Genomic DNA, 22,424 nt, shown 5'->3' on the forward strand with positions numbered 1-22,424 from the left:
ATGGTTTTTTTATTTGTAAAACCAAAATTATTAATTGATTCAGAGAAAGGACAGTATCTTAAATATTAACAAAAAACTATAACAACTTTTTGATACCCTCTTTAAGTTGTTTACACATTTATTAAATATCTTAGAAATCTTTACAAAGTGTACCTGTTTTTCTCCTAATTTAAGGTGTTGTCCTTTCTCTGTTTCAGTTAATTAATTTGCTAATAAAAAAACTTAATAAAAAGGAAGGAGTAAGTAATAAAAATTAATAAGCAACAACAAATTTGCGATATTAATAACTGCTATAAATCAATATCATTCATTACTGAAGAATTTATATCAAATAAAGTTTTATGAACTTGTGAAAAACATAGAAATTTATTGAATAAAGTAAAAGATAAAACACAAAAGCAATTTTATCAAAAACTAGAAAATTCAAAAATTATCTTTGATTATGAAACTGGGTTTTTAAAACTTAAATTTTATAAAACAACTTAATGCAGAGTGGAACGGTTATTTTAAATAACTAAGTGTTTTTATTCCACATGAGGCGGTCTAGCCCAGCGGTAATCAGTCCGGAAATAATAGACGCTTTAACAAGCGATAGTCGTGATAAGTCCAAGGTTAATATCAAACGACAATAAACCATAGAGATAGTGACTTTACTAAATAAATTTGCGATAGATATTACTTCTTAGAAGTGACAGCGGTTTAAAAACCACAAAGTCAGCATTAGGCTCTTCAAGGTGCAAGTAGATTTATTTTAAAAACTGAACGCTTTGACCTGAAATGGTGCGGGTGAAGAGAGAGAAAACTCTCTGGCTCCACAAAGAAAAAACAACTGTCGATTATTAAACATTCAAACAATTAACATACCGCCACCGCTCACCTGCAGTGAGGCGGATGGCGCAGTAAATAAATAGATAAATACTTATATAACTAATTCTCGCTTGGCACTTTCACTTGGGTGCGAGTGCCGGCGAGTTAAAAATAGGAGGTAAATATGAAAATCAAAAATCTAGTATCAATATATATGTACAATGATTTTTGTATTAATATATTTGATAATAAAACAGGACAAAAAGAAAATATTAATGATGATATTAATTTAATTAAAAATGAAGAAGCATATTTATTAAATCAAGAAATAATTTATTTTGATGTTAAAGAACAAAAAGGAAGAAAATTAATAGAAATATTAATATCAAAGAATGAGGTAAATTAGTATGTGAAAAGATGAAAATGGTTATGTTTATACAGAAGAAGATTTATTTAATTTAGCATTAGAAGAATGTCATTCAGAAGATAGTGCTTATGAATATATTGATAATTTAATTAATGAAATGGAATTGGAGGAAATTTAATAATGAATAAATTTATTGGAATTGGTAGAACAACTAAAGATATTGAAATTAAAAAAACACAAAATGATAAAGAGTATGCAATATTTCAATTAGCAGTAACTCGACCATATTCAACACAAAAAGAAACTGATTTTATTCCTTGTCAAGTTTGAAATAAGCAAGCAATAGTTTTACAAAAATATTGCCAAAAAGGTAGCAAAATTGCAATTAATGGTATTTTACAATCTTTTAAAGATAAAAATAATAAAATACAATGAATAGTTCAAGTATCTAATTATGAATTTTTACATACAAATAATGATTTAAAAAAAGATATATTATTATCAAAAAACCACAAGAGATAATTGTAGATGAACAAATAAATTATAATTCTGAAGATATTAAAGAATTATTTGGTGATAATGATGCAATTAAATGAGATTAAACCTTTATATATTTATAATGATGAATTACATAAGTATAGTATTTTAATACCAAGTGTAAGTCAAATTATTAATATTTTAGTGCCAAAAGATTTTTCACAAATTGATGAGAATATTTTAAAATTAGCACAAAATCGTGGAATATGTTTACATAATATGATTGATTATTGAATAAAAAATAATTTTGATGATGAATTAATTGAATTTATTGATTGTGATATAAAATCACATCGTGAATTATTTAAGAATTTTACAAAACTATATCAAGAAACTTTTAAAGATATTCAATTTAGTAATTATGAAACTGAAAAAAGATACTATACACCTATTCTTTGTGGAACAACTGATTTTATAGGTAAAACAATTAATAATGAAATAATTGTATGTGATTGAAAAATTACAAGTTCAAATGAAGAAATTGATATTGAACGATATATTTGGCAATTAAAACTTTATTATTTATTAGAAAAAGACTTTTTATAGATAATAAAAAAATATTAATGATAATTATAAATCCAAAATTAAAAATAGTAATTAAAGAAAAAGTTAATATTATTAAACAAGATGTAGAACAAATTAAAGATGCCATTTTAATTTGACAAGAAAGAGAGGAATGAGAAAATGCCACAAGGAACTAAAAAAACATTAATAGAAAGTATTGGTGAAATACAACAAGATTTATCATTATATTTAGAAAAAGACCAAAAAATGCAAATGAATGGTAGAGTAATGTATAACTATTTTGGTGAAGCCCAAGTATTAGAATTAGTTAAAAAAGAATTTAAAAAACATCATATTACATATATTTGAAGTTATGTAAAAGATACTTTAAAAGTAATTAATGATATACCATATTTTGAAATGGAATTAACTTTATGTAAAGAAACAGAAGAAATTAAAACTTATTGACCTTTTACTGGAAAAAATACTGATCCTGCTAAAAGCATTGGTTCAGCATTAACATATGGCGTTAAATATGTTTTAAGTAAATTATTAGGTTTACCAACTGAAGAATTAGACCTTGATAATAGTGAAGTAAGTAAAATTAATTCTAACCAAGAAAAAGAACAAACAGAAATTATTAACAATTCAAATCCAAAATGAATGAGTGAAAAACATTTTAATAATATTAAAGATTTTATTACAAACACAAAAATAGAACAAAATATTATTTCAAAAGGTAAAAATTGAATAAAAGAAGAATTAAATATTGAAAAATTATCACCAGTTATAATTAGAAAACAAAGTGAAGATTTTTATCATAAATTTAAAGAAAGATTTTTAAGATAATGATAAAAATAGGTATTGACCCATCAGGAACTGGTACTACGGCTATTGTTGTTTATGAAGATAATAAATTAATTGATAAATTAGAATTTACAAATAAAAATTGAATAAAACATTATAAATTTATTAATGATAAATTGTTTGATTATGAAGAAAAAATTAATATTGAAGATTGTTTATATACATGTGCTAATGCAAGTAAAGATAGAGATGATTTATTAAAATTATTGGGAGCATTATCTGTTTATAAATATTTTATTAATTGAGTATCACCCAAAAACACTAAATCAGTTGTTAAAAATATGGAGAATTTGAGTAAATATAATGATAGTTGTATATGAGAATTTGAAAAAGATATTAATTTAACTTATCAATATGGTAAAGGTTGAAAATATAATAATGAGAAAATAAGTAATCATTTACGAGATGCAATTATTATTGCTAATTATCAGAGCTAATATTATGAAACATTCATATAATCAAAAAACAGGCAAATATTATTCTTGCAAAATTCGGAATGTCAATGTTTACTTAAATGATAATGAAGAAAAAGTTTGAAATGAATTAAATTTTGATACTTATTCTCAACGAATTGAATATCTTATCAACTTTTATATAACACACAATAAAGAAAAATAAAAAATAACCAATTAAGGTTATTTTTTTAAATACTATTTGTTAGTTTTCTAATAGCATCTTTTTGTGCTTGTTTTTTGTCATTTACTTTAACTTGTTTTTTAACATTTTTAATTTGACCTGTTTTTAATGCTAATTCTGTTGCATAATCAGGTCCTCGTAAATGTTTTTCGTGGGCAATAACCGCAGTTCTTAATTCTCTAATTTCTGCTTTATATTTTTTAATTTTTTAGCAGATAATCCAAGAATACCAAGACTACCCATTCCACCAGCACCTGCTAAAACAAGTAAAGTAGTTATTAATGTTTCATTCATTTTATTTAATTCCTTTCTTATCCTTACTCAAACAGTGGCCATCTATCCTTTCAGAACAAAATAATTTATAAAATAGTCTATATAACCACCCAAAATATTTACCACCCCTATATATAGTCTATTTTAATAAAATTTAATTATTATTGTTTATATTTAATTCTTGTTTATTTTCTTCTTGTATATTTTTAAATACTTCTTCTGTTATACCATCTAAATTATTTCATTGTTTAGCTATTCGTGGTTGAACGACACGCGGATTAATCCGACAATCTAAGCAATGTCTTAAATGGTCTTTTTTTCATTTTGATTTATCAATTCAAATAATAATTAAAGAAATTATTAAAGTAATTAAAGGTAATATTGTAAATACTAATCCCATTTTAGATATTTTTAATCGTGGGATATCAATTTTCATATCAACTTTTGGTTTACTACTAGCAACAAATATACCTTGAATTCCGTGTGTAAATAAAGGTGTTAATAAAATAGCAATTCCATTACCTCAATATTGACCATAATTATATCAATTAATATTATCTTTTATTGCATTAATCATCCCATATTCTAATCAACAATTTAATGCTAAAAATATCAATGTATAAAAACTAACTACTCAACTACGAATTTTATATTTTCTTTCTCATTCTCTAATATCTTTATGAGTTCAATTATAAGTCGGAATAGGGTCTTTTTTAAATCAATTTCAAGGTAAGGCACCCTTTAATCAAGTTGTTTTATCTTGTTTCATTAATTAAAACTCCTTTCTAAATTACTTTTTTTCTTTCAATATTTAATGTTTGCATTTCATATTTAATGCCATTTTGATTTAATAAATTAATAATAGCATTTTGATAACCTTTTCTTAAACTAATAGATATTGTAAAAATAGGTAAACCTGAAAATTGAAAGGTTTTTCCAACTACTACATCATAATTTTTATCAAAGTTTTTTTCACTAAAAATTAATGAACTTTTATAAATAGTTTTATTTTCTTTTAAATATCCTAATTCAACTTTATATTTATATATTCCATTAGGAGTAATTGGTAAAATATATTGTTTATCATTAGGATTAAAATCACTAGTATTAACTTCTTCTCAATCATTACCAGCATTAATAAATATATCACCACTCCCTAATAACGAATTACCATTAATAGTTTTAATATTTGTGCCACTTACTAATTTATCTTGTTTATTAACTAAAAAATTATCAATCGTATTTGCATCATAATAGTTACTTAATAAATCTTTTGCTGTTTTTACAATATATTTACCATCAACTTTTTCAATATAATCTTTATTTAAATCACTATCTTTAATAACATCCGATGGAATTTCACCACTTTGTTTTGTTTTTCAAACACCATTTTCTTCATAAATAGTATCATTATCAAATGGAACTATTAATTTAATATATTCGTTATAATCAATTTTAGAAAAATCATTAATAGTTGGATAAGTAATATTTATTGAATTATCTGTTTGTAATCGTTCTTTTAATCAAAATAATAATGTTGGATAAAAAGTTTTTTTACTAATATGCTTATATTCTTGTTCTCAAGGATGAGCATAATTATCTAAACTATAATTATATGGCCTAGATACTGTTTTACTAGATATAATATCAATTATTTCACCGGCTAATTTTAAAGCATTTTTAACATCACGAGTAATATTTTCATTTGCCTCAGGGTCATTAGTTTGTGAATATGCTACACCACCTTGTGAAAATGATGCACTACCTGTTAAATCATTAACTCCTTTGGGCAAATATCAATTTATAACTGCTAATAAACAAGCAGATTGAATATAACTTAATCATTTATCATATTCAATTAAACCAGTATTATCTTTTTTTACTCATGGAAATAAATTTTTTTTATTTATTTTATCAGATATTGTTCCACCTGATAATTTATCCATTCATAAACTAGTTTTTAAAATAGCATTATAAATTAAATTATCATTATAAGCAGATTGCTTTCTATCATTAATAGGTTGTCAAAGTTTACTTTCTTTAACATCTTCAACTATTATAAATAACAAATTACTTAAATTATTTTCCATATAAAACACCCCTTAATTGATTACGATATTTATTTTTTAAATTACTTGGCTTATAACTATTAACTCTTGTTTTTGCTTCCTTAATTGTTTTAATAATTTGATTAGTTTTGTAAAACATATTTTTAACTGGTTTTTTATATAAATTCTTAATATTTTTAACATCACTTCGGCGTTCTCGATACCATTTTTTATTATTAATTTCACCAGCAAAATTAAAATTAAAATGTCCAATCTTTAAATTATTAATAAACTTTTTAATTTGTTGTAATTTTTGAACTGTTGGTAATGTTAATTTAGTAGTTCCTTTGGGATGTTTTTCTTTTAATGCTTGTGGTAATCGTTTTTTAATATAATTTCTTAAATGACTAGGTAACCATTTTCTTAATCAATAACGTCAAAATAAAGTCCCTGCATTAGATACAGCATTACTTAATAATTTTCAAATTTCAACTGGAACACTAGGATAAACATAAGGTCCATAAATTTTAGGATGTTTTGCTGTTTTTGTATATATTAAAATAGTTAAATTACCTGTTAAAGTTAATTTGTTTGTAATATTAAACATACCACTATCAAGTCAACCACTATTTAATGGTTGTCAATTAGTATTTAAATAATTTTCATTTTTAAATTGTTCTCTATTTTTAATGTTATTATCTTTTTCTAATTGACTTAATATTTGTTGTATTTCTTTTTTATGACCTCTTTTAATTAAATCTAAATAAGTAAATGGATTTAACCACTGATAAATATCTTCAATCTTATTTGTAATTTTTTGTAAAGGATTAGAATAATATGAAGCAAATTTATTAACCTTATTAATTAAATTAACAAATTTATTTATTACTAACTTATTACCTAAATTTTCTGTTAATAAAGTTAAAACTCGTAATATTATTAAATTCATTGTTTATTAAGAATTTTTAATTACGACATCAATTGGATTTGTTTGACCAGTAGCATTGTTTTTACCTTCAATTTGAACAGAAGCAGTTTTATCATTTGTAATATCAATTGGTCAATCTTCACCCTTAGCTTCAATAAAGTAATCATAATCATTCTCAGTTAAAGAACTATCTACGGCTTTAATTGCTTTTAAAACGACAGCTTTAAATTGTGGTTTTAATTGTTCGGCTGTTGTTTGAGTTGGATCGTCAACATGAATAGTCGGCTTATCTAATTTATTAATCCCACTAATATCAATTTTATTTGATGATGGAATTACATAATCAACAGGAACTCTAAATGTTTTATTAAGATTACTTTTAGCAGTATTAATTTCATCTTGTGTTGGTGCTTTTTCTAAGATAATTTTACATGTTTTTGGATATAAAATAGTTGGTGTCGCATATTGAACTTTACCAATTCATTTAGGGATAGCAGTATCATTATCTAAAACTTGTTGAATAGTATCCATATTAATTGGATATGCCCATACTTGCTTATTAATAATTAAGCCATTTACATTAGTAAAATTATAACCTTTATCACGGTTAACTTGTCCTTTTGTATATGTTTTTTCTAAATGAAAACTTTTAGATACAGGAATACCTATTGCAGTATTTTCATATAATTCACCATTAACCATTGCTTTTAATTGAGCTTGTGAACCAATTACTTTTAGATAAGCAGGTGTTAATCCTAAATAGGCTTTGCGACCTAAAACCATAAACATTTTATCGGTTGGCAAACCAAAATATAAATTACTAATTTGATTTGTTAATTCAATCAAAGTTTCATTTAATGTAAAGAATGCCTTATTTGCATCATCAGCATTTTCTGCTGTATAACTACGAAATGGAATTACTTCATATTGACCATCTGCTAAACAATAATCATAAATAGCCTGAATTAATTCACATTCTAAATTAACAAATTTATTTTGTACAACACTAGAAATAGCATCAGCAATAACACCATTTTTAATATTTTGTTCTATTAATGCCAAGTCAAAAGCCTCATTCATTAATTTTAAATTAAATCTTTTATCAATAGGTACTGGAATTCTTGTTAATCCCATTGTTTGAGTTGTCCCACCATTTGGTAATGAATAATCATCTTGTCATACCACACGATGAGTTAAATTATATAATGCTTGTCCTGCATTAGGTAATCAAGCAACTTGTTCGGCTGTTGCTGTTGCATACTGCATAATACTTGCATATTCATTATATAAAGGTCCACGCAATAATGCATTAACCATATCAACATAGGCTTTTTGACCTGTTGTATTACCTTGTAATGTAAAAGGTACTTGTGGCAAATTAATTGTTGCCATAATTTCACTCCCTTATTATCTAAGGTTTTTAAGTGTATAATCAGTTAATTTTTTAATTTCATCAGGAGTATATGCTCCTTTTTCTTTAATAGTTTCAATTTCATCATTTTTATTTTCAACTGAATTTTCAATCATATCTTTAATAATATTAGTTGGCGAAACTGATAATTGTTCTTCAACAAACAAATCAGGTTTTAATTCTTTTAAAGTTTGCATTTTTTCAGTTAAAGAACTACCACTAACTTTATTTAAATTAGTTTTAATATCTTCAATTTTAGTAGATGGAACATCTTTAAAAGCTTTTAATTCATCTAATTCATTAGCAACTTTTAAATACTCTTCTTTTGAAATAGTATCTTTACGCTTTTGAATACCCTCAATAATTTGTTTTGTTTCATTATGAAATTCACTTAATATATTATCTGCTATTTCTTCACTTAAACCTTGTTCGATTAATTGTTCTTTTGTAATTGCCATTTTATAAACCTCTTTTTTTTATTCTTGTTCGAATAACAAGTCAGCATAAGTCTTTTTAAGGCGGAAAGCATAAACCGTAAATTACTTTTTTGTTAAAGGGATAAACCGTTACCTTTATTTTACACTATTATTTTAGTAAAACAATACTTTATATAAAACAAAATATCTCTCTTCTTAAACTTAATATATTTAATTGCTAATTTAACCCTTAAAACGCGTAATAAAGGTATTTACAAATACTTATATTTTTATATAATTAATATGTAAGTCCTAAGTAATTACGGTTTCGGGTATCCGAATGACCTAACTGTATTCTAAATGCAGGTAATCTTAGGCAACGAAAGGTAAAGTAGACCCTATTTTAAAAGTAATAGGCTCAGTGGATTAGTCCAGCTTACTCTATATGGATATCCAAATAAAAATGTTGGTCAGAGTCTAGTCGGTAAATACTTCTAGAAAAAAAGTTGCTGGTGTGTTCTTAGAGAGCAGGCAAGCTACCCGACAAAAAAAGAGATTATTAATAGAGTGCACCCATTTTAGTAAGTACTAATAAAAAGTATTTACTTTTTATTAGTACTTACTAAAATGGGTGCACTCTATATAAATCTCTTTTTTTATTTTTTATTATCTAATTTACCCTTGATTATATATATATATATATATATAATTTTAAAAGTTAATAAATATTAGAAAAGAGGGTTAATTAGAATGAAAAAAATTTTAAGTTTATTAAGTGTATTAACAATTAGTGGAACAGCAATACCAGGTGTAATTGCTACTGATTGCCTTAAAAATAATATTAAATATTTATCTGAATTAAATTGAACAGGTTTAAATATAACAAAAAATAAAAGAGAAACAAAAAATAATAAACCTAAAACTATATTTAATACTAATGGAGCTGACACGCCATCTCAACAACAAATCAAAGAAAAAATAAATGAATTAAATCCCCAAGTAAATATTAATAGTATTAATGTTATAAATATTAGTGAAAATAGTGCAGAAATCACTATAACTGGTTTTAGTGGTAAAAAAACAATTAATTTTACAGTTAATAAATCTGTACCAATAAACAAAGTTATTACAAATACTAATTTGGGAGAAATAGATTTTTCAATTAGTGGATGAACAATAAAACAAATGGTTCAAGAATCCTTAAAACTTTTTAATCCTAAATTAGATATTTCAAAAATTAATATTACAAATATTAGTTTAAATAGTGCCAAAGTTAAAACAAATGATACAAGTATTTATACTGGTGAAATAGTTATTAATTATTCTCGGCCAGTAAAATCAGTTTTTAAAAACACTGAATTAGGATTAATTAGAATTAATGGTGTTAATAAACCAACAGAACAAGAAATTAAAAATAAAATAAAAGAATTAAATAAAGATTTAGAAAATAATATAAATGATTTTGAAGTTAGCGATATAACAACAACAAATGCAAAAATAAATTTTAAAAGAAAAGATATTTTAAGTGGTGAAGTAGTCGTTACTTTTATATCTAATATTAATTTAAATAAAATTATTAAAAATAATAATTTAGGTGAATTTAAAACTGAAAATTTATCTAATCCAACAAAAGAACAAATTAAAAATAAACTAAAAGAAATGTATACCGACTTAGATATTACAAAAATCAACGTTGAGAATATTACTAACAGTAGTGCAAAAATCACTTCCGCTGATGAAAATGTTTATACTAATAATGTAAATGTTAACTATACTGTTTCAATAGATTCACTTAATTGAGAATAAAAGAGGAAATAATCAAATGAAAAAAATATTAAGCCTTTTAGGAACAATCACCTTAATAGCAACAAGTACAACAAGTTTAGTTGCTTGTAATACACCACAAGAATATACACCAGAAGAATTAGAAAAATTAAAAAAAGAAAACCAAATAAATACAACTGATGAAACTATTAAAAACAATTTAGAATGAATAGAACCACAAGAAAAACCATTTAATACAGTTAATAATAAATGATATTATGTAGTATGAAAAGGTGAAAATAAATATCATTTAAACAAATTTAAAAATATTGTGCACAACGATGAAATAATAATTAATGATGGTACTAACCACTTTTATTTAAGATTAGACGTTGATTTGAATTTGTTATATGTATATGAAACTTATCAAGGAAAAGAAACTAAGTTCCATTATTGAAAAAATAAAAATAATGATTATATTAAATTTGTTTATCGTTGAAATGGTGAAGAACAAAATTTACCTGACTTAATTGTTGTTAATGATGGTAATGTAAAAGTTAACGGAGAATAAAAAAAGAGATTACTTAGAGTGCACCCATTTTAGTAAGTACTAATAAAAAGTATTTACTTTTTTTAATTATATCTTTTTCTTTACGATTTGAATATCATGTATTTCATTTTATAACATCTTGTATATATTCTTCATGTGAATTATATATTTTATTATGGATTGTAGCTTTCTTAAGTAATGAATGAAAACTTTCTATAACAATATTATCTGCACAGTGGTAATTTTTTTCCATTGAAATTGTAATACCGTTAGATAAACATTTATCGTGATAAATAGTGGATGTATATTGATATCCGTGATCTGAGTGAATTATTATTCCATTCAGATCTTTTTTTATTAATTTTATTTTATTAATTGCATCATTTAAATTATCCATTACTAATTTATTGTCATTATTTTTAGATCACTTTACATCAACTATTTCTTTAGTATATCCATCAATAATTGTTGATTGATAATATCTTTCTCCTTTTCAAATTAAATATGTTACATCAGTATATAGTACTGAAAACCTTGTTTTTATATCATTGAATTTACGATTAATTAAATCAGGATATTGCAATAAGCTTTTTTCTTTATTCTGTTTATATTTCATTTTTCTTCTCATTTTTCTTACATATTCAGATTGTATTTGATTATCACGCATAATTCTTAAAACTTTTTTTGAATTATATTTTATACCATAATCTTCCTTTAAATATTTAGTAATTCTTCGATAACCAAATTGTTTTAAATTTTCTTCATAGACTTTTACAATATCATTTATTGCTTTTTTATCTTTTTTGCTACTGTCATAATTTTTATATTTATCTCAATAACTACGTTTTAACCCTGTTACCTCTAGTAATAATTTTATTGAATATTCACAAAAATTTTGTTTAATAAAAGAGACAATTCTTAGTTTGCTTAATTGTAAAAGTCATGGAGCTTTTTTAATAATTCATACCTTGTTTTATAATATTCTAAATTTCTTTTGCCAAAAGAAATTTTAGGTCCTTTAGGATTGTTTAATTTTCCTTTTTTATGATTTGCTCATCAAGATTCTACTGTATTTGCATTTATATTATATTGTTTTGCTACTATTCAACAACTTTTTTGTTTAATTTCCTCAATGATTTTTGTTCTAAATTCTGATGTATATTTGTTATATTTTTGTCCTTTTTTTGCCATATAAAAATGCACCCCCTATAAAAATTTAGCAAAATCTTTTTTTATTTTACTTACTTTTTGGGGTGCACTCTAACTAAATCTCTTTTTTGTTTATCTTGGTTTAATTGTAATTTTAACAGTATTATTGCTACTATTTCTAATCCCCAAAACATTTGGATTATTTATATTAAATTTTATATTTCCACCTGAAATAGGTGTTTCATATTCGGTTGTACCTCAATATCAAATATCTCCATATCCCTCAACTCCTAATAATTTAGGAATCATACTTTTTGATATTCTAATTTTTAATTTCATATCATTAGTATAATATGCTTGAAGTTTAGTTTCTTTAATTTTATCGTTATCATTATTATATAATTTTGTTATTTGCAACAATAAATAAATAAACGCTTCACCTAACTTAGTTTTATATTTAGTTCTATATTCTTTATTTATTAATCCATTAGTATAGCCAGTAGCAACTGTTTGAATATCATTTATTCTTATATTATCATTATATAAAATAATTGTATTTTCAAAATTAACTTTATCAATTTGTTCCATTCCTTGTTTTTCTATTTTTACACCATCCAAATTACCTAAATAATCTGAACATCCTGTTCTACCAACTAAAATTTCAACATTTCTATTAGGAATAAAATTTTCTATATTTGGTAGTCCACATTCAACTTGTAAATTACCTAAATTACTTATTTCAATAGTTTTATAAGCATCTTGAAATTTACTTATACTTTGAATTGTTGGGTCAATTTGTTTTAAGTCAAGTTCTATTTCAGAATATCCAAAATATTCTGTATTTTCATCAAAAAAATTATTATGTGCAATATTATATGGTGTTGTTGTTTTTTTACATTGTCCTGGTTGAATTGCATTAAATAATATAGGCAATTTTGCATTAGCAAGAATAATATCTTTTGTATAAGGTTTATAGTTATATGGTACTGGCGGCAATATATATTCAGGATAATTAAATGTTGGTATTTCATAATCATGTGGTAATAAGAAACTAGTTTTATAATTAGTTGTCATATCGCGTAAATAATTATTTAATACACTTTTTGTTTTACCACGAAAACTCCATACTGATAAGCGTAAATAATCTTCTTCATTATTAGTATATGGGTTATCAGCATAAAAGATAATTTCAAAATTACCTTTATATAATGCTTGAATTGAAAACATATCAATTATATAACTACAATTTGTTCCATCTGGTATTTGTAAAAATTCGCAATCATTATCTTTTTCACTATCACTAACTGGTGTTTGAGCGTCAATTGTTTTTGTTTGTTCATTAATTAAATAAACTCTATTTGTTTTTTCATTTAATTGTTTTAAATTATAAGTTGAATAAACTAATTTTTCTGTTGGTTTACCATCTTTAGTTAAAACAGTACCTTGTATTTTATCTGTTAATAAGGTTGTAAAACCTAAACTAGTAGCATTAGCACCAAATATAGCGCCAACTTTATCATTACCTTGTTCTCTAAATATTTCAAATGGTAAATAACCTTTACCTTTTGATTTTTCAGACCAAAATGCATCATTATAGAAACTATAAATATTAGCACTCATAAAGCCATTAAGTCATTGAAAATTAGGTCATGATTTTTCATTTTGATTAATTACTCAACCCCATGGAATACCAAATGAAATAAAGTTTAAGAATTTCCCAACCCCACCTGGAATAGTAAAAGGATTAAACACCAATTTTTGCGTATAGTTTAAAGGTAATACGGTAATTTGGCGATTAATAAAATTATTCATATTTAAAATATCTCAAACATTACATGCACCCATTTTATTATATTCAATTTGAACTTGTCCAACAGTATTACCAAATTCATCTTTTCTTCTAAAATATGATGATGCTTGAGTACTAATAATATTATCAACTGTACCGCCGTTTGTTTTTATTTTGCTTGGTGGGGTTATTTTTCAATCTTTAGACCAGTAAAACTTAGAATCTTTATCTTCTTTATGAATATTTCGACCAACAGTAGAATTTGTTGCTGATGTAGTAGCGGGGTCAGTTATAACAATACCTTCACTATTTTTCTGTTTTCAAAAGTCATATCTACTTTCCATATCTTTTTTTCAATCTTCATAACCAGTTATCATAGTTGGTTGAATACCTTGAATATTATATCAACTTACTTCGGGTGATGCATAAGTATTTATTTTATCAGGTGGACAAGGATACATGTTATACATTAATAAATCTCTTGAATTCATTACTTTTTTATTAAATTTACCTTTAATAATTGGCCGACCAATAACTGGCATATCAAAAAAGATAGGATTACCATAAAATTTAACTGCCATTGCTCTAACACCAGGGTCTTTTAATAAAACTTCATCTAATTCAATGATTGATGTATTTGTTTTTTCATCATAAGTTATTTTAGGAAAACAATAACCTTCACCTGGGGCACTTGTTTGAATAAATTGTCGTACTGATATAAACCACTATTACTAATTTTGTCATTAATACTTGAAAAGGTAATTTCTTGTCATAAAAAACTACCATCATATGGTGAATAATAATTAATCACATTTGATGGATATAATCATTGTCTATCTTGGGGAGCAGAATTAATATCACCACCACCAATATTTAAACCACGGTCATTAAATACAGTATAAAAATTATAATAATCATTAATATTTAATTTTTCAGCATCTTCATCTAAAATTAATAAAGTATATTGTCTTTCTGTTGATTGCTGAGTAAATACTTGTTCAAATTTAGCATCACCAAATTGAATTGAACTTCTATCATCAATCATATAAGCATCTCAATATTTACCAACTTTAACTTCTTTTGTATAAAAATTATCGGCTTTATTATCATTATTAATAAAATAACTTAATTTATATTGTTTTAAGTATTCTAACATTCTATTAATATCATAAATGTTTTCACCATCAATTAATTTTCAATAAACATTATTATTTTCATCTTTTAATTTTATCGCAAAAGGTGTTTCATTATTGGCTCATATAGTTGAGTTAATTGGTTGTTTATTAAAATCATCAATTGTTAAAATATTAATTTCTTCACCTTTATATTTTTGAACTATTTTTAAACTACCTTGTCATTGTGCAATAGTATTTTCCATATTATCAAATATTCGTGAATAGCTACCATAATCACTAGGTTTTGCATTATTAGGTTTTCAACCAGTTTCAGTATCAGGTATATATGAACTATAAACATTAAAAGGAAATACCATTCAATGTCTATTATCTCTTATATTTTCTCTAATATCTATTAAAGTATCATGGGCTTGTCTTCTTAATTCTTCCATAACCCCTGGGTTAATTCTACTCATTTTTTAATTCTCCTTAATTTATGTTCTACCTTGTAAGGCATTTTGATTATTACCAGTTTCATCATATTCCATTAATTTATTATTATGGTCTATTTCTTTGGCTTGCATTTTATCTTGTCATTTTTCTATTTTTTCAAAATATTTGGTTGCTTCTAATTCATCAATATTATCATATTCAGTAATTGCTCTTATTGGTTCCATTGTGCCATTATCTAATCTAGCAGTAATTAATTCATTTTGTCGCATTTGGTCAACTAAACTAGCACTAACAAAATCAAAACCATAAGGTCGTTCACCAACACCATCTCATAAACCGTAATATTTTAAAACAGTATCAAACACTTTTGTATAATATTGCTTACGATATGCTTGTAAATATGCTTGTTTTTCTAAGTCTTTTGTTTTAGTTAATAATGACTGTGTTTTATTTTGGTCATTATCTGATTTATCACCAAAAGGACTAGAAAAATGACATGCTAAATATACTTGTTCAATAATTGCTTTTTGGTCTTCAGTATATGTTTCTAAGGTTGGTGTACCTTGTACTACTTGTAAAGATTGGGATAATTGACCATCTACGGCTGATTGACCTGATTGAATGAAAATATCATCAAAAGCATCTTGTAATACTTTTTTATTACCTTTGTTATAAGCAGTCATTAAATCATCATCTAATATTCCATATCAATGAGTACGATTTGCTCATCTTTCTTTTGATTTAATATTAAAACTATCTTCTAAATCAAATTGTAATTTATAACAATTTGCCATTGTAGGTAATGGGTTTAATGTAGTTGATGTTGATAAAAATAATGGATTAGGTTCATTAATCATTTCTCAGAAAGGGACAATACCTAATTTGTTTTTAAATTCTTGTACTAAAACAGATCTAACATCATCTTTAATTTGTGTTTTACTTTGCCCAACAACTATTTCATTATTTTTTGGTCAACCTTTAATAATTATTTTATCTTTGGTACAAATTAAATTTAAAATAAAACCACTATCTGATTGATAATAATTTAATCAAATATCAGCACCTTGTTCAATTTCATTTATTTTGCTTACACGAGATGTAAAGTTAAATGGGTTAATTCATAAATCAATATTGCCATCACTAGTTTCTAATAAACCAAAGATAGTTTTACCCATTAAACTTGCTGTTAATTCATTCTTATCTAATTTTTCTTTTATTTTATAAGTTTCATATCATCAATTTAATTTTTCTAAAATGTTTTTACGATGAGACTTAAATAAAATATCTTTACCATTTACTAATCGCATTTGATGGCGAGAAGTAATATTTGCTAAATTAATAGTTCAATCATAATTATAAAATTTTAAAACACTATTAATATCATTTAAGTTTGGTAAACTAGGAAAAGTATTATTCATTGTTATTTTGCTCCTTTAATTTTAAGATAAGCGCATAATTAATTATATTTACTGTTAATAAATTTGGTTCATTTGCTAAAACTTGTACACATACTTTAACTTTTTGATATTTCTTAATATATTCGTTATATAAATTTAATTTACATATTGCAATATTATCTTTTTTTAATTCTTGACAAAGTCTTTTTTTAACTTGTCCACAAACAGACACATATGGTCTTTTTGCATTTATTACACGCTCATCATGTATTACATAAATATCTTTTTTCATTAAGTTAATCACTCCCTTTGTTGTCATAATTTATAATCTGCTGAACTATTATGTTTAACCATTGGTATTAATTCAAAGTGTAAAGCATAAAAATCACTATCAAATGTATCATCATATAAATCTAACATTCTTTCTTCTCTGGCATCGGGCTTATCTTCTCATTGAATTAATTCATATTGAGTTTTACTTACAGGACATTTTTCTCATAATCATTTTAATTGATTAGTATTTATTAACATAGTAAATGTCTCTATACGATGTCTAATTTTAAATTTCTGCTTTTGTGCTGGTTTAAATGTCATATATTGACCAAAAGTATAATTATATTTCTCTCGATTTAAACTTTGTAATGTTGAATAAGCACTATCATCAACATTTATTGATATACCTTGTTGAATTAAAATAAAATATTGATTTAATTGATTGTTATAAAACTCTAAAATATCTTTAACTTGTTCTAATTCAGTTTTAAATTGTTGTGTAGCATTTGAGTGTGTATATTCTGCTACTTTATAGGCTTTTTTATCAAATGAATTATATATTCAAAAACTAGCAGCAGTAGTATGTCCCTTAGGACTAGTAGCATTAGCAATATCAACACCACCTAATAACTTAGTTGGTTGTATAATATTTGTTGCTTGCATAATATCAATATATCTTGCAAATATTGAACCACTAGTATTACCAGGTAAACCTCAACTCCATACTCTTGCTCTTTCAATATCTAATTGTTCTAATCTTAATTGTTCATTAACTTTATCTTGTGGTAATTCATAATTTAATCTTCAACTAGAATAATGAATAATAATTTTCATATTTCATTTTTCGATATATTTAATTTGTTCATATTTATTACGCAATATTTCTTCATCAAAAGGCATTAATTCATTACAATAACCAACAATATATCTTTTTAAACTCTCAGGATTACATGTATTAATTGTTATTTTATTTTTATAACCACGAATAGCAAACTCTAAATCACTTAAATCTTTTTGTTGAAATTGGTCACATTCTTCTCTTCAATCAATTACTAATTTATATTTATTTAAATCAGCAAAGGCTTTTAATTTTTCTTTCCGACTTGGTGAATGTAAACCTTTACAATATATTTTGCTCCCATTTGATAAAGTAAAAGTAAAATTTGATAAATTAATAGTATAAGTAATATGATTTTCATCTAACATATTTCATATATTTTGAAACACACTATCTTTTAAATCTTTACTCCAATACATACTAGCAATGATACAAATTGGTTCTTTAATTAATAAACTAATTTTTAATAATTCACCAAGCATTTTAATATTTGAAATAGTTTTACCACTATATCGTGTTCCAATTTGATTAATTTCATTAACTAATTCATATTTTTTAGCAAAGGGATATTTATTACCAATACTACTATTTTGTAATAATCAATAAGGCGTTTCTAACAAATAAGTAAAATGATTAAGCATTATTATCACTTTCTTTTTTAATATCTCTAATATCCGTTTGTAAATTAACAATTATTGGCTGTTGGTTATTTAAGTTTAATTCTTTTTCAAGTTCTTTTTCTTGCAGTGAATATTTATAATTAAATGCTCGTTGTCAATATAATTTAGCACCATCTGGTGTTTTCATCATAAAATTAATTATTTCACTTTCAATTCTATCAACTTGTTTTTCAAGCAAAGGAACTATCTTTTCGCTCCGATAAATTTCTTGTCTTCAATGGCGAGAAAGGTTGAATTCATTGGTTAAATCATTCAAAGTATATGGTTTATTAGGTGATTTATTTTCTCAAAATTGCTCAATTTTACGATAAAAAGTCGCCAAACTTGCTTTAATTGGATTAAATTCTTTCATTTTTTACTCCTTTATATGGTTAAATAAAAGTAGAGAAAAACATGTACAGAAGAACTTGAGAGGGTTCTTTTTTTTATTATTTATATTTTACATCAAAATAAAAAAAAGTAAATTGCTTTACTTTCAGTTAATTAATTTATTAAATACATTTAAATTATAACATACTAAATAAAAATTACTATTGTTTTTTGCATTTTTATTATTTTTGTGTTAATGTGTGAAATTAAGAAAAGAGGGTAAGAAAATGATAAATGTTGATAACAATTTTTTTAAGAATTTTATTAATTTATTATATATACAGAGTATTGAAATTATTCAACAAAGTTCAGAAGATTATGATGAATGAATTTTTAAAAATTATAAAATTGATGAAACTTTAAAAGAATTTAAAGATTATAAAGTAAAAGATAAAATTGAAAGAACATTGGTAATTTTAAATGGAAAAATAACTTTTAAAAGAAGAAGATATTATAAAATTAATTCAGAAACAGGTAAAGAAGAATATATTTTTCCTTTGGATAAACTTTTAGGTATTGAAAAATGACAAAGAATAGATAATTCTGTTAAAGAAAAAATATCATCATTTATTACTGAAAACAAAAGATATAAAGATATTTTAGATACTATGGAGCATGTAAAAATTAGTTTAATGACAGTATCTAATATTATGAAAAATGCAAAAACTGACGAAGAATATTACTTTAATAAAAGTAATAAAAAAATAGATATTCTAGAGTGCACCCATTTTAGTAAGTACTAATAAAAAGTATTTACTTTTTTTTAATTATATTTTTTTCTTTACGATTTGAATATCATGTATTTCATTTTATAACATCTTGTATATATTCTTCATGTGAATTATATATTTTATTATGGATTGTAGCTTTCTTAAGTAATGAATAAAAACTTTCTATAACAATATTATCTGCACAGTGGTAATTTTTTCCCATTGAAATTGTAATACCGTTAGATAAACATTTATTGTGATAAATAGTGGATGTATATTGATATCCGTGATCTGAGTGAATTATTATTCCATTCAGATCTTTTTTTATTAATTTTATTTTATTAATTGCATCATTTAAATTATCCATTACTAATTTATTGTCATTATATTTAGATCACTTTACATCAACTATTTCTTTAGTATATCCATCAATAATTGTTGATTGATAATATCTTTCTCCTTTTCAAATTAAATATGTTACATCAGTATATAGTACTGAAAACCTTGTTTTTATATCATTGAATTTACGATTAATTAAATCAGGATATTGCAATAAGCTTTTTTCTTTATTCTGTTTATATTTCATTTTTCTTCTCATTTTTCTTACATATTCAGGTTGTATTTGATTATCACGCATAATTCTTAAAACTTTTTTTTGAATTATATTTTATACCATAATCTTCCTTTAAATATTTAGTAATTCTTCGATAATCAAATTGTTTTAAATTTTCTTCATAGACTTTTACAATATCATTTATTGCTTTTTTATCTTTTTTGCTACTGTCATAATTTTTATATTTATCTCAATAACTACGTTTTAACCCTGTTACTTCTAGTAATAATTTTATTGAATATTCACAAAAATTTTGTTTAATAAAAGAGACAATTCTTAGTTTGCTTAATTGTAAAAGTCATGGAGCTTTTTTAATAATTCATACCTTGTTTTATAATATTCTAAATTTCTTTTGGCAAAAGAAATTTTAGGTCCTTTAGGATTGTTTAATTTTCCTTTTTTATGATTTGCTCATCAAGATTCTACTGTATTTGCATTTATATTATATTGTTTTGCTACTATTCAACAACTTTTTTGTTTAATTTCCTCAATGATTTTTGTTCTAAATTCTGATGTATATTTGTTATATTTTTGTCCTTTTTTTTGCCATATAAAAATGCACCCCCTATAAAAATTTAGCAAAATCTTTTTTTATTTTACTTACTTTTTTGGGTGCACTCTACTTTTGAAAAGATATATCAAAATTAAATAATAAACAACGCTTAGAATTGTTTGATATTGATATTTTGAAAAAGAATTTAAAACCTAAAAAAGAAAAAAGAAGTGGTAAAGATAATTAATTTATTATCAGAAAGTAGTAATTGAGACAAAATTTTTAGTTTTATTTTTGATGTATTTTTGTTTATTTTTGATGTGATTTGAAATACTAAATTGCCAATGACAAAAAAAACGATTGCTTATTTTGTGATCTTTTTTATGGTTATTAAATTATCAATTTATGCTATTCATGGTACATCAACACAATAAAATGAATTAGGTTCAACTGTTCAAAATAGTACATCAAAATTATATTCTTCAACAGCTCGTGGAGTTTTAGATACCAAACAAGGTATACAAAAACATGTTGAAGAACGTAAACAATTTAAAATTAATCGTAATAAACAACAATTATTAAGTTTAGCTAGGCAAGCAAAAACAAGAGAACAAGGATATCGAAGGGTGAATAAATAATGATTAGATTAGTTTTTTTAGTAGCGGCAATCGTTATATTTGGAACCGAATTTATTACGGTTATTATTAATCAGTTGACATCAGCAAAAAATATTATTATGGATTTATATAATTTTAATACTTTTTTTTACTTTCTTTGTTTGACAAAATGGCAATTTTATTTAGTCATCCACTAATGTTAACGATATCAAGTTTATATATAGTAGTAAAGAATCCTTTAAAAATTATTTACACGCAAAGGAATTATTTTTACAAGGAAAATACGACGAATTTATAACTTTTTTAAAATCATTACAGAATGAAAGAATTAAATTAAGGTATTTTATTAATTTAAAAAATGGTATTTTAAATCAAAATAAAGAGTGAAATATTGGCGTATCTGCTGAAAGTGATGTTTCAAGAGTTGTAAAATCTTGTTTGGGATATGGGAATAAAACATTTTTATTTTCAACATTTAAAAATATTTTGGATTTAAAAATTATGAGATTTAATTTTAGTTAATTTAAAATAATTTAATTTTATTTTTTAAACTATTTTTTAGTATGTTAAAATATGAAATTATTTTTTGTATTTTTATTTTTTTGTGTTATTATGTTTTTATAAAAGAAAAAAGTTTCTTGTTTTTAAATAAATTAAGTAATATCCGTTTATATGCAACACTCCCTTTTTAATGGAGAGAATAAGGCGATAGATTAATTTTGAAAAATTATAAATATAGTCTTAATTAAATAAGTATCAATAATGTTATTCAAAAGAAAGAGAAGGAATTACTAATGTTTACTGCTTATATTTTTAGATA

General features: G+C 23.8%; 28 protein-coding genes and 1 pseudogene. 13 read left to right on the forward strand and 16 right to left on the reverse strand.

What is annotated here, in order from left to right; genetic code table 4:
* The first annotated feature begins 991 nt into the window (after positions 1-991).
* Genes AACL22_RS08290 through AACL22_RS08325 form a run of 8 tightly spaced genes read left to right on the forward strand, consistent with a single transcriptional unit; the run spans position 992 to position 3,700 of the window.
* Complete coding sequence (locus AACL22_RS08290; protein ID WP_338991260.1) at positions 992-1,213, forward strand: hypothetical protein; 222 nt, start codon at positions 992-994, stop codon at positions 1,211-1,213.
* Between the two features lies 1 nt (position 1,214).
* Entirely contained in the window at positions 1,215-1,352 is a 138-nt protein-coding gene (locus AACL22_RS08295) for a hypothetical protein (RefSeq protein WP_338991263.1), read from the forward strand.
* A gap of 2 nt (positions 1,353-1,354) precedes the next feature.
* Complete coding sequence (locus AACL22_RS08300) at positions 1,355-1,696, forward strand: single-stranded DNA-binding protein (RefSeq protein ID WP_338991266.1); 342 nt, start codon at positions 1,355-1,357, stop codon at positions 1,694-1,696.
* 57 nt (positions 1,697-1,753) lie between these two features.
* A complete protein-coding gene (locus AACL22_RS08305) occupies positions 1,754-2,257 on the forward strand; it encodes a hypothetical protein (protein WP_338991269.1) in 504 nt (167 codons plus the stop codon).
* A 17-nt stretch (positions 2,258-2,274) separates the two neighbouring features.
* Positions 2,275-2,412, forward strand: a complete 138-nt coding sequence (locus tag AACL22_RS08310; RefSeq protein ID WP_338991271.1) for a hypothetical protein — start codon at positions 2,275-2,277, stop codon at positions 2,410-2,412.
* Positions 2,396-3,064, forward strand: a complete 669-nt coding sequence (locus AACL22_RS08315; protein WP_338991273.1) for an ERF family protein — start codon at positions 2,396-2,398, stop codon at positions 3,062-3,064. The genes AACL22_RS08310 and AACL22_RS08315 overlap by 17 nt, the downstream gene beginning before the upstream one ends.
* Complete coding sequence (locus tag AACL22_RS08320) at positions 3,064-3,519, forward strand: hypothetical protein (RefSeq protein ID WP_338991275.1); 456 nt, start codon at positions 3,064-3,066, stop codon at positions 3,517-3,519. Before AACL22_RS08315 ends, AACL22_RS08320 begins: the two co-directional genes overlap by 1 nt.
* A gap of 4 nt (positions 3,520-3,523) precedes the next feature.
* Entirely contained in the window at positions 3,524-3,700 is a 177-nt protein-coding gene (locus tag AACL22_RS08325; protein WP_338991277.1) for a hypothetical protein, read from the forward strand.
* Between the two features lie 189 nt (positions 3,701-3,889).
* On the opposite strand, the gene AACL22_RS08330 is transcribed toward AACL22_RS08325, so the two are convergent.
* The 6 genes from AACL22_RS08330 to AACL22_RS08355 all read right to left on the reverse strand — a co-directional run bounded on the left by AACL22_RS08330 (position 3,890) and on the right by AACL22_RS08355 (position 8,836).
* Positions 3,890-4,012: a hypothetical protein gene (locus AACL22_RS08330; protein WP_338991278.1), complete on the reverse strand. Its 123-nt coding sequence runs from the start codon at positions 4,010-4,012 to the stop codon at positions 3,890-3,892.
* A 133-nt stretch (positions 4,013-4,145) separates the two neighbouring features.
* Positions 4,146-4,760, reverse strand: a complete 615-nt coding sequence (locus AACL22_RS08335) for a hypothetical protein (RefSeq protein WP_338991279.1) — start codon at positions 4,758-4,760, stop codon at positions 4,146-4,148.
* Positions 4,761-4,776: 16 nt separating this feature from the next.
* Positions 4,777-6,081: a hypothetical protein gene (locus AACL22_RS08340; protein ID WP_338991282.1), complete on the reverse strand. Its 1,305-nt coding sequence runs from the start codon at positions 6,079-6,081 to the stop codon at positions 4,777-4,779.
* A complete protein-coding gene (locus tag AACL22_RS08345; protein WP_338991285.1) occupies positions 6,071-6,988 on the reverse strand; it encodes a hypothetical protein in 918 nt (305 codons plus the stop codon). Before AACL22_RS08345 ends, AACL22_RS08340 begins: the two co-directional genes overlap by 11 nt.
* 6 nt (positions 6,989-6,994) lie before the next feature.
* Positions 6,995-8,359, reverse strand: coding sequence for a hypothetical protein (locus AACL22_RS08350; protein ID WP_338991287.1), 1,365 nt, complete (start codon positions 8,357-8,359; stop codon positions 6,995-6,997).
* Between the two features lie 15 nt (positions 8,360-8,374).
* The gene (locus AACL22_RS08355; RefSeq protein ID WP_338991289.1) at positions 8,375-8,836 is read right to left on the reverse strand and encodes a hypothetical protein; all 462 of its coding nucleotides are present in this window, start codon (positions 8,834-8,836) and stop codon (positions 8,375-8,377) included.
* Between the two features lie 708 nt (positions 8,837-9,544).
* Here AACL22_RS08355 and AACL22_RS08360 point away from each other — a divergent pair.
* Together AACL22_RS08360 and AACL22_RS08365 are read left to right on the forward strand one after the other, a co-directional pair.
* The gene (locus tag AACL22_RS08360) at positions 9,545-10,600 is read left to right on the forward strand and encodes a hypothetical protein (protein ID WP_338991291.1); all 1,056 of its coding nucleotides are present in this window, start codon (positions 9,545-9,547) and stop codon (positions 10,598-10,600) included.
* Between the two features lie 16 nt (positions 10,601-10,616).
* Positions 10,617-11,129 carry a lipoprotein gene (locus AACL22_RS08365; protein ID WP_338991293.1) on the forward strand — a complete coding sequence of 171 codons (513 nt, stop codon included), beginning with the start codon at positions 10,617-10,619 and terminating at the stop codon, positions 11,127-11,129.
* Between the two features lie 13 nt (positions 11,130-11,142).
* On the opposite strand, the gene AACL22_RS08370 is transcribed toward AACL22_RS08365, so the two are convergent.
* The 8 genes from AACL22_RS08370 to AACL22_RS08405 all read right to left on the reverse strand — a co-directional run bounded on the left by AACL22_RS08370 (position 11,143) and on the right by AACL22_RS08405 (position 19,154).
* Positions 11,143-12,069 carry an IS3 family transposase gene (locus AACL22_RS08370; protein WP_338993047.1) on the reverse strand — a complete coding sequence of 309 codons (927 nt, stop codon included), beginning with the start codon at positions 12,067-12,069 and terminating at the stop codon, positions 11,143-11,145.
* Entirely contained in the window at positions 12,036-12,299 is a 264-nt protein-coding gene (locus tag AACL22_RS08375; protein ID WP_338988671.1) for a hypothetical protein, read from the reverse strand. Before AACL22_RS08375 ends, AACL22_RS08370 begins: the two co-directional genes overlap by 34 nt.
* A gap of 90 nt (positions 12,300-12,389) precedes the next feature.
* Complete coding sequence (locus AACL22_RS08380; RefSeq protein WP_338991295.1) at positions 12,390-14,627, reverse strand: hypothetical protein; 2,238 nt, start codon at positions 14,625-14,627, stop codon at positions 12,390-12,392.
* Positions 14,628-14,701: 74 nt separating this feature from the next.
* The gene (locus AACL22_RS08385) at positions 14,702-15,637 is read right to left on the reverse strand and encodes a hypothetical protein (RefSeq protein ID WP_338991296.1); all 936 of its coding nucleotides are present in this window, start codon (positions 15,635-15,637) and stop codon (positions 14,702-14,704) included.
* Positions 15,638-15,655: 18 nt separating this feature from the next.
* Positions 15,656-17,032, reverse strand: coding sequence for a hypothetical protein (locus AACL22_RS08390; protein WP_338991298.1), 1,377 nt, complete (start codon positions 17,030-17,032; stop codon positions 15,656-15,658).
* Entirely contained in the window at positions 17,025-17,303 is a 279-nt protein-coding gene (locus tag AACL22_RS08395; RefSeq protein ID WP_338991300.1) for a hypothetical protein, read from the reverse strand. The genes AACL22_RS08390 and AACL22_RS08395 overlap by 8 nt, the downstream gene beginning before the upstream one ends.
* Entirely contained in the window at positions 17,303-18,763 is a 1,461-nt protein-coding gene (locus tag AACL22_RS08400; protein WP_338991303.1) for a PBSX family phage terminase large subunit, read from the reverse strand. The genes AACL22_RS08395 and AACL22_RS08400 overlap by 1 nt, the downstream gene beginning before the upstream one ends.
* Complete coding sequence (locus tag AACL22_RS08405; RefSeq protein ID WP_338991305.1) at positions 18,756-19,154, reverse strand: hypothetical protein; 399 nt, start codon at positions 19,152-19,154, stop codon at positions 18,756-18,758. The genes AACL22_RS08400 and AACL22_RS08405 overlap by 8 nt, the downstream gene beginning before the upstream one ends.
* Positions 19,155-19,398: 244 nt before the next feature.
* On the opposite strand from AACL22_RS08405, the gene AACL22_RS08410 reads away from it, so the two are divergent.
* Positions 19,399-19,914 carry a UPF0236 family transposase-like protein gene (locus AACL22_RS08410; RefSeq protein WP_338991308.1) on the forward strand — a complete coding sequence of 172 codons (516 nt, stop codon included), beginning with the start codon at positions 19,399-19,401 and terminating at the stop codon, positions 19,912-19,914.
* Positions 19,915-19,924: 10 nt separating this feature from the next.
* On the opposite strand, the gene AACL22_RS08415 is transcribed toward AACL22_RS08410, so the two are convergent.
* Together AACL22_RS08415 and AACL22_RS08420 are read right to left on the reverse strand one after the other, a co-directional pair.
* Complete coding sequence (locus AACL22_RS08415) at positions 19,925-20,518, reverse strand: DDE-type integrase/transposase/recombinase (RefSeq protein WP_338991309.1); 594 nt, start codon at positions 20,516-20,518, stop codon at positions 19,925-19,927.
* A 261-nt stretch (positions 20,519-20,779) separates the two neighbouring features.
* Positions 20,780-21,076, reverse strand: coding sequence for a hypothetical protein (locus tag AACL22_RS08420; protein WP_338988732.1), 297 nt, complete (start codon positions 21,074-21,076; stop codon positions 20,780-20,782).
* A gap of 26 nt (positions 21,077-21,102) precedes the next feature.
* Between AACL22_RS08420 and AACL22_RS08425 the strand changes: the two genes are divergently transcribed.
* Both AACL22_RS08425 and AACL22_RS08430 read left to right on the forward strand, forming a co-directional pair.
* Positions 21,103-21,234: a hypothetical protein gene (locus tag AACL22_RS08425; protein WP_338991311.1), complete on the forward strand. Its 132-nt coding sequence runs from the start codon at positions 21,103-21,105 to the stop codon at positions 21,232-21,234.
* Positions 21,227-21,625 (forward strand): annotated as a pseudogene (locus AACL22_RS08430) (hypothetical protein). The gene AACL22_RS08425 and the pseudogene AACL22_RS08430 overlap by 8 nt, the downstream one beginning before the upstream one ends.
* The last annotated feature ends 799 nt before the right edge of the window (positions 21,626-22,424 follow it).

Source organism: Spiroplasma endosymbiont of Seladonia tumulorum (assembly GCF_964020235.1).
In the GTDB taxonomy this organism is placed as follows: Bacteria; Bacillota_I; Bacilli_A; order Mycoplasmatales; family Mycoplasmataceae; genus Spiroplasma.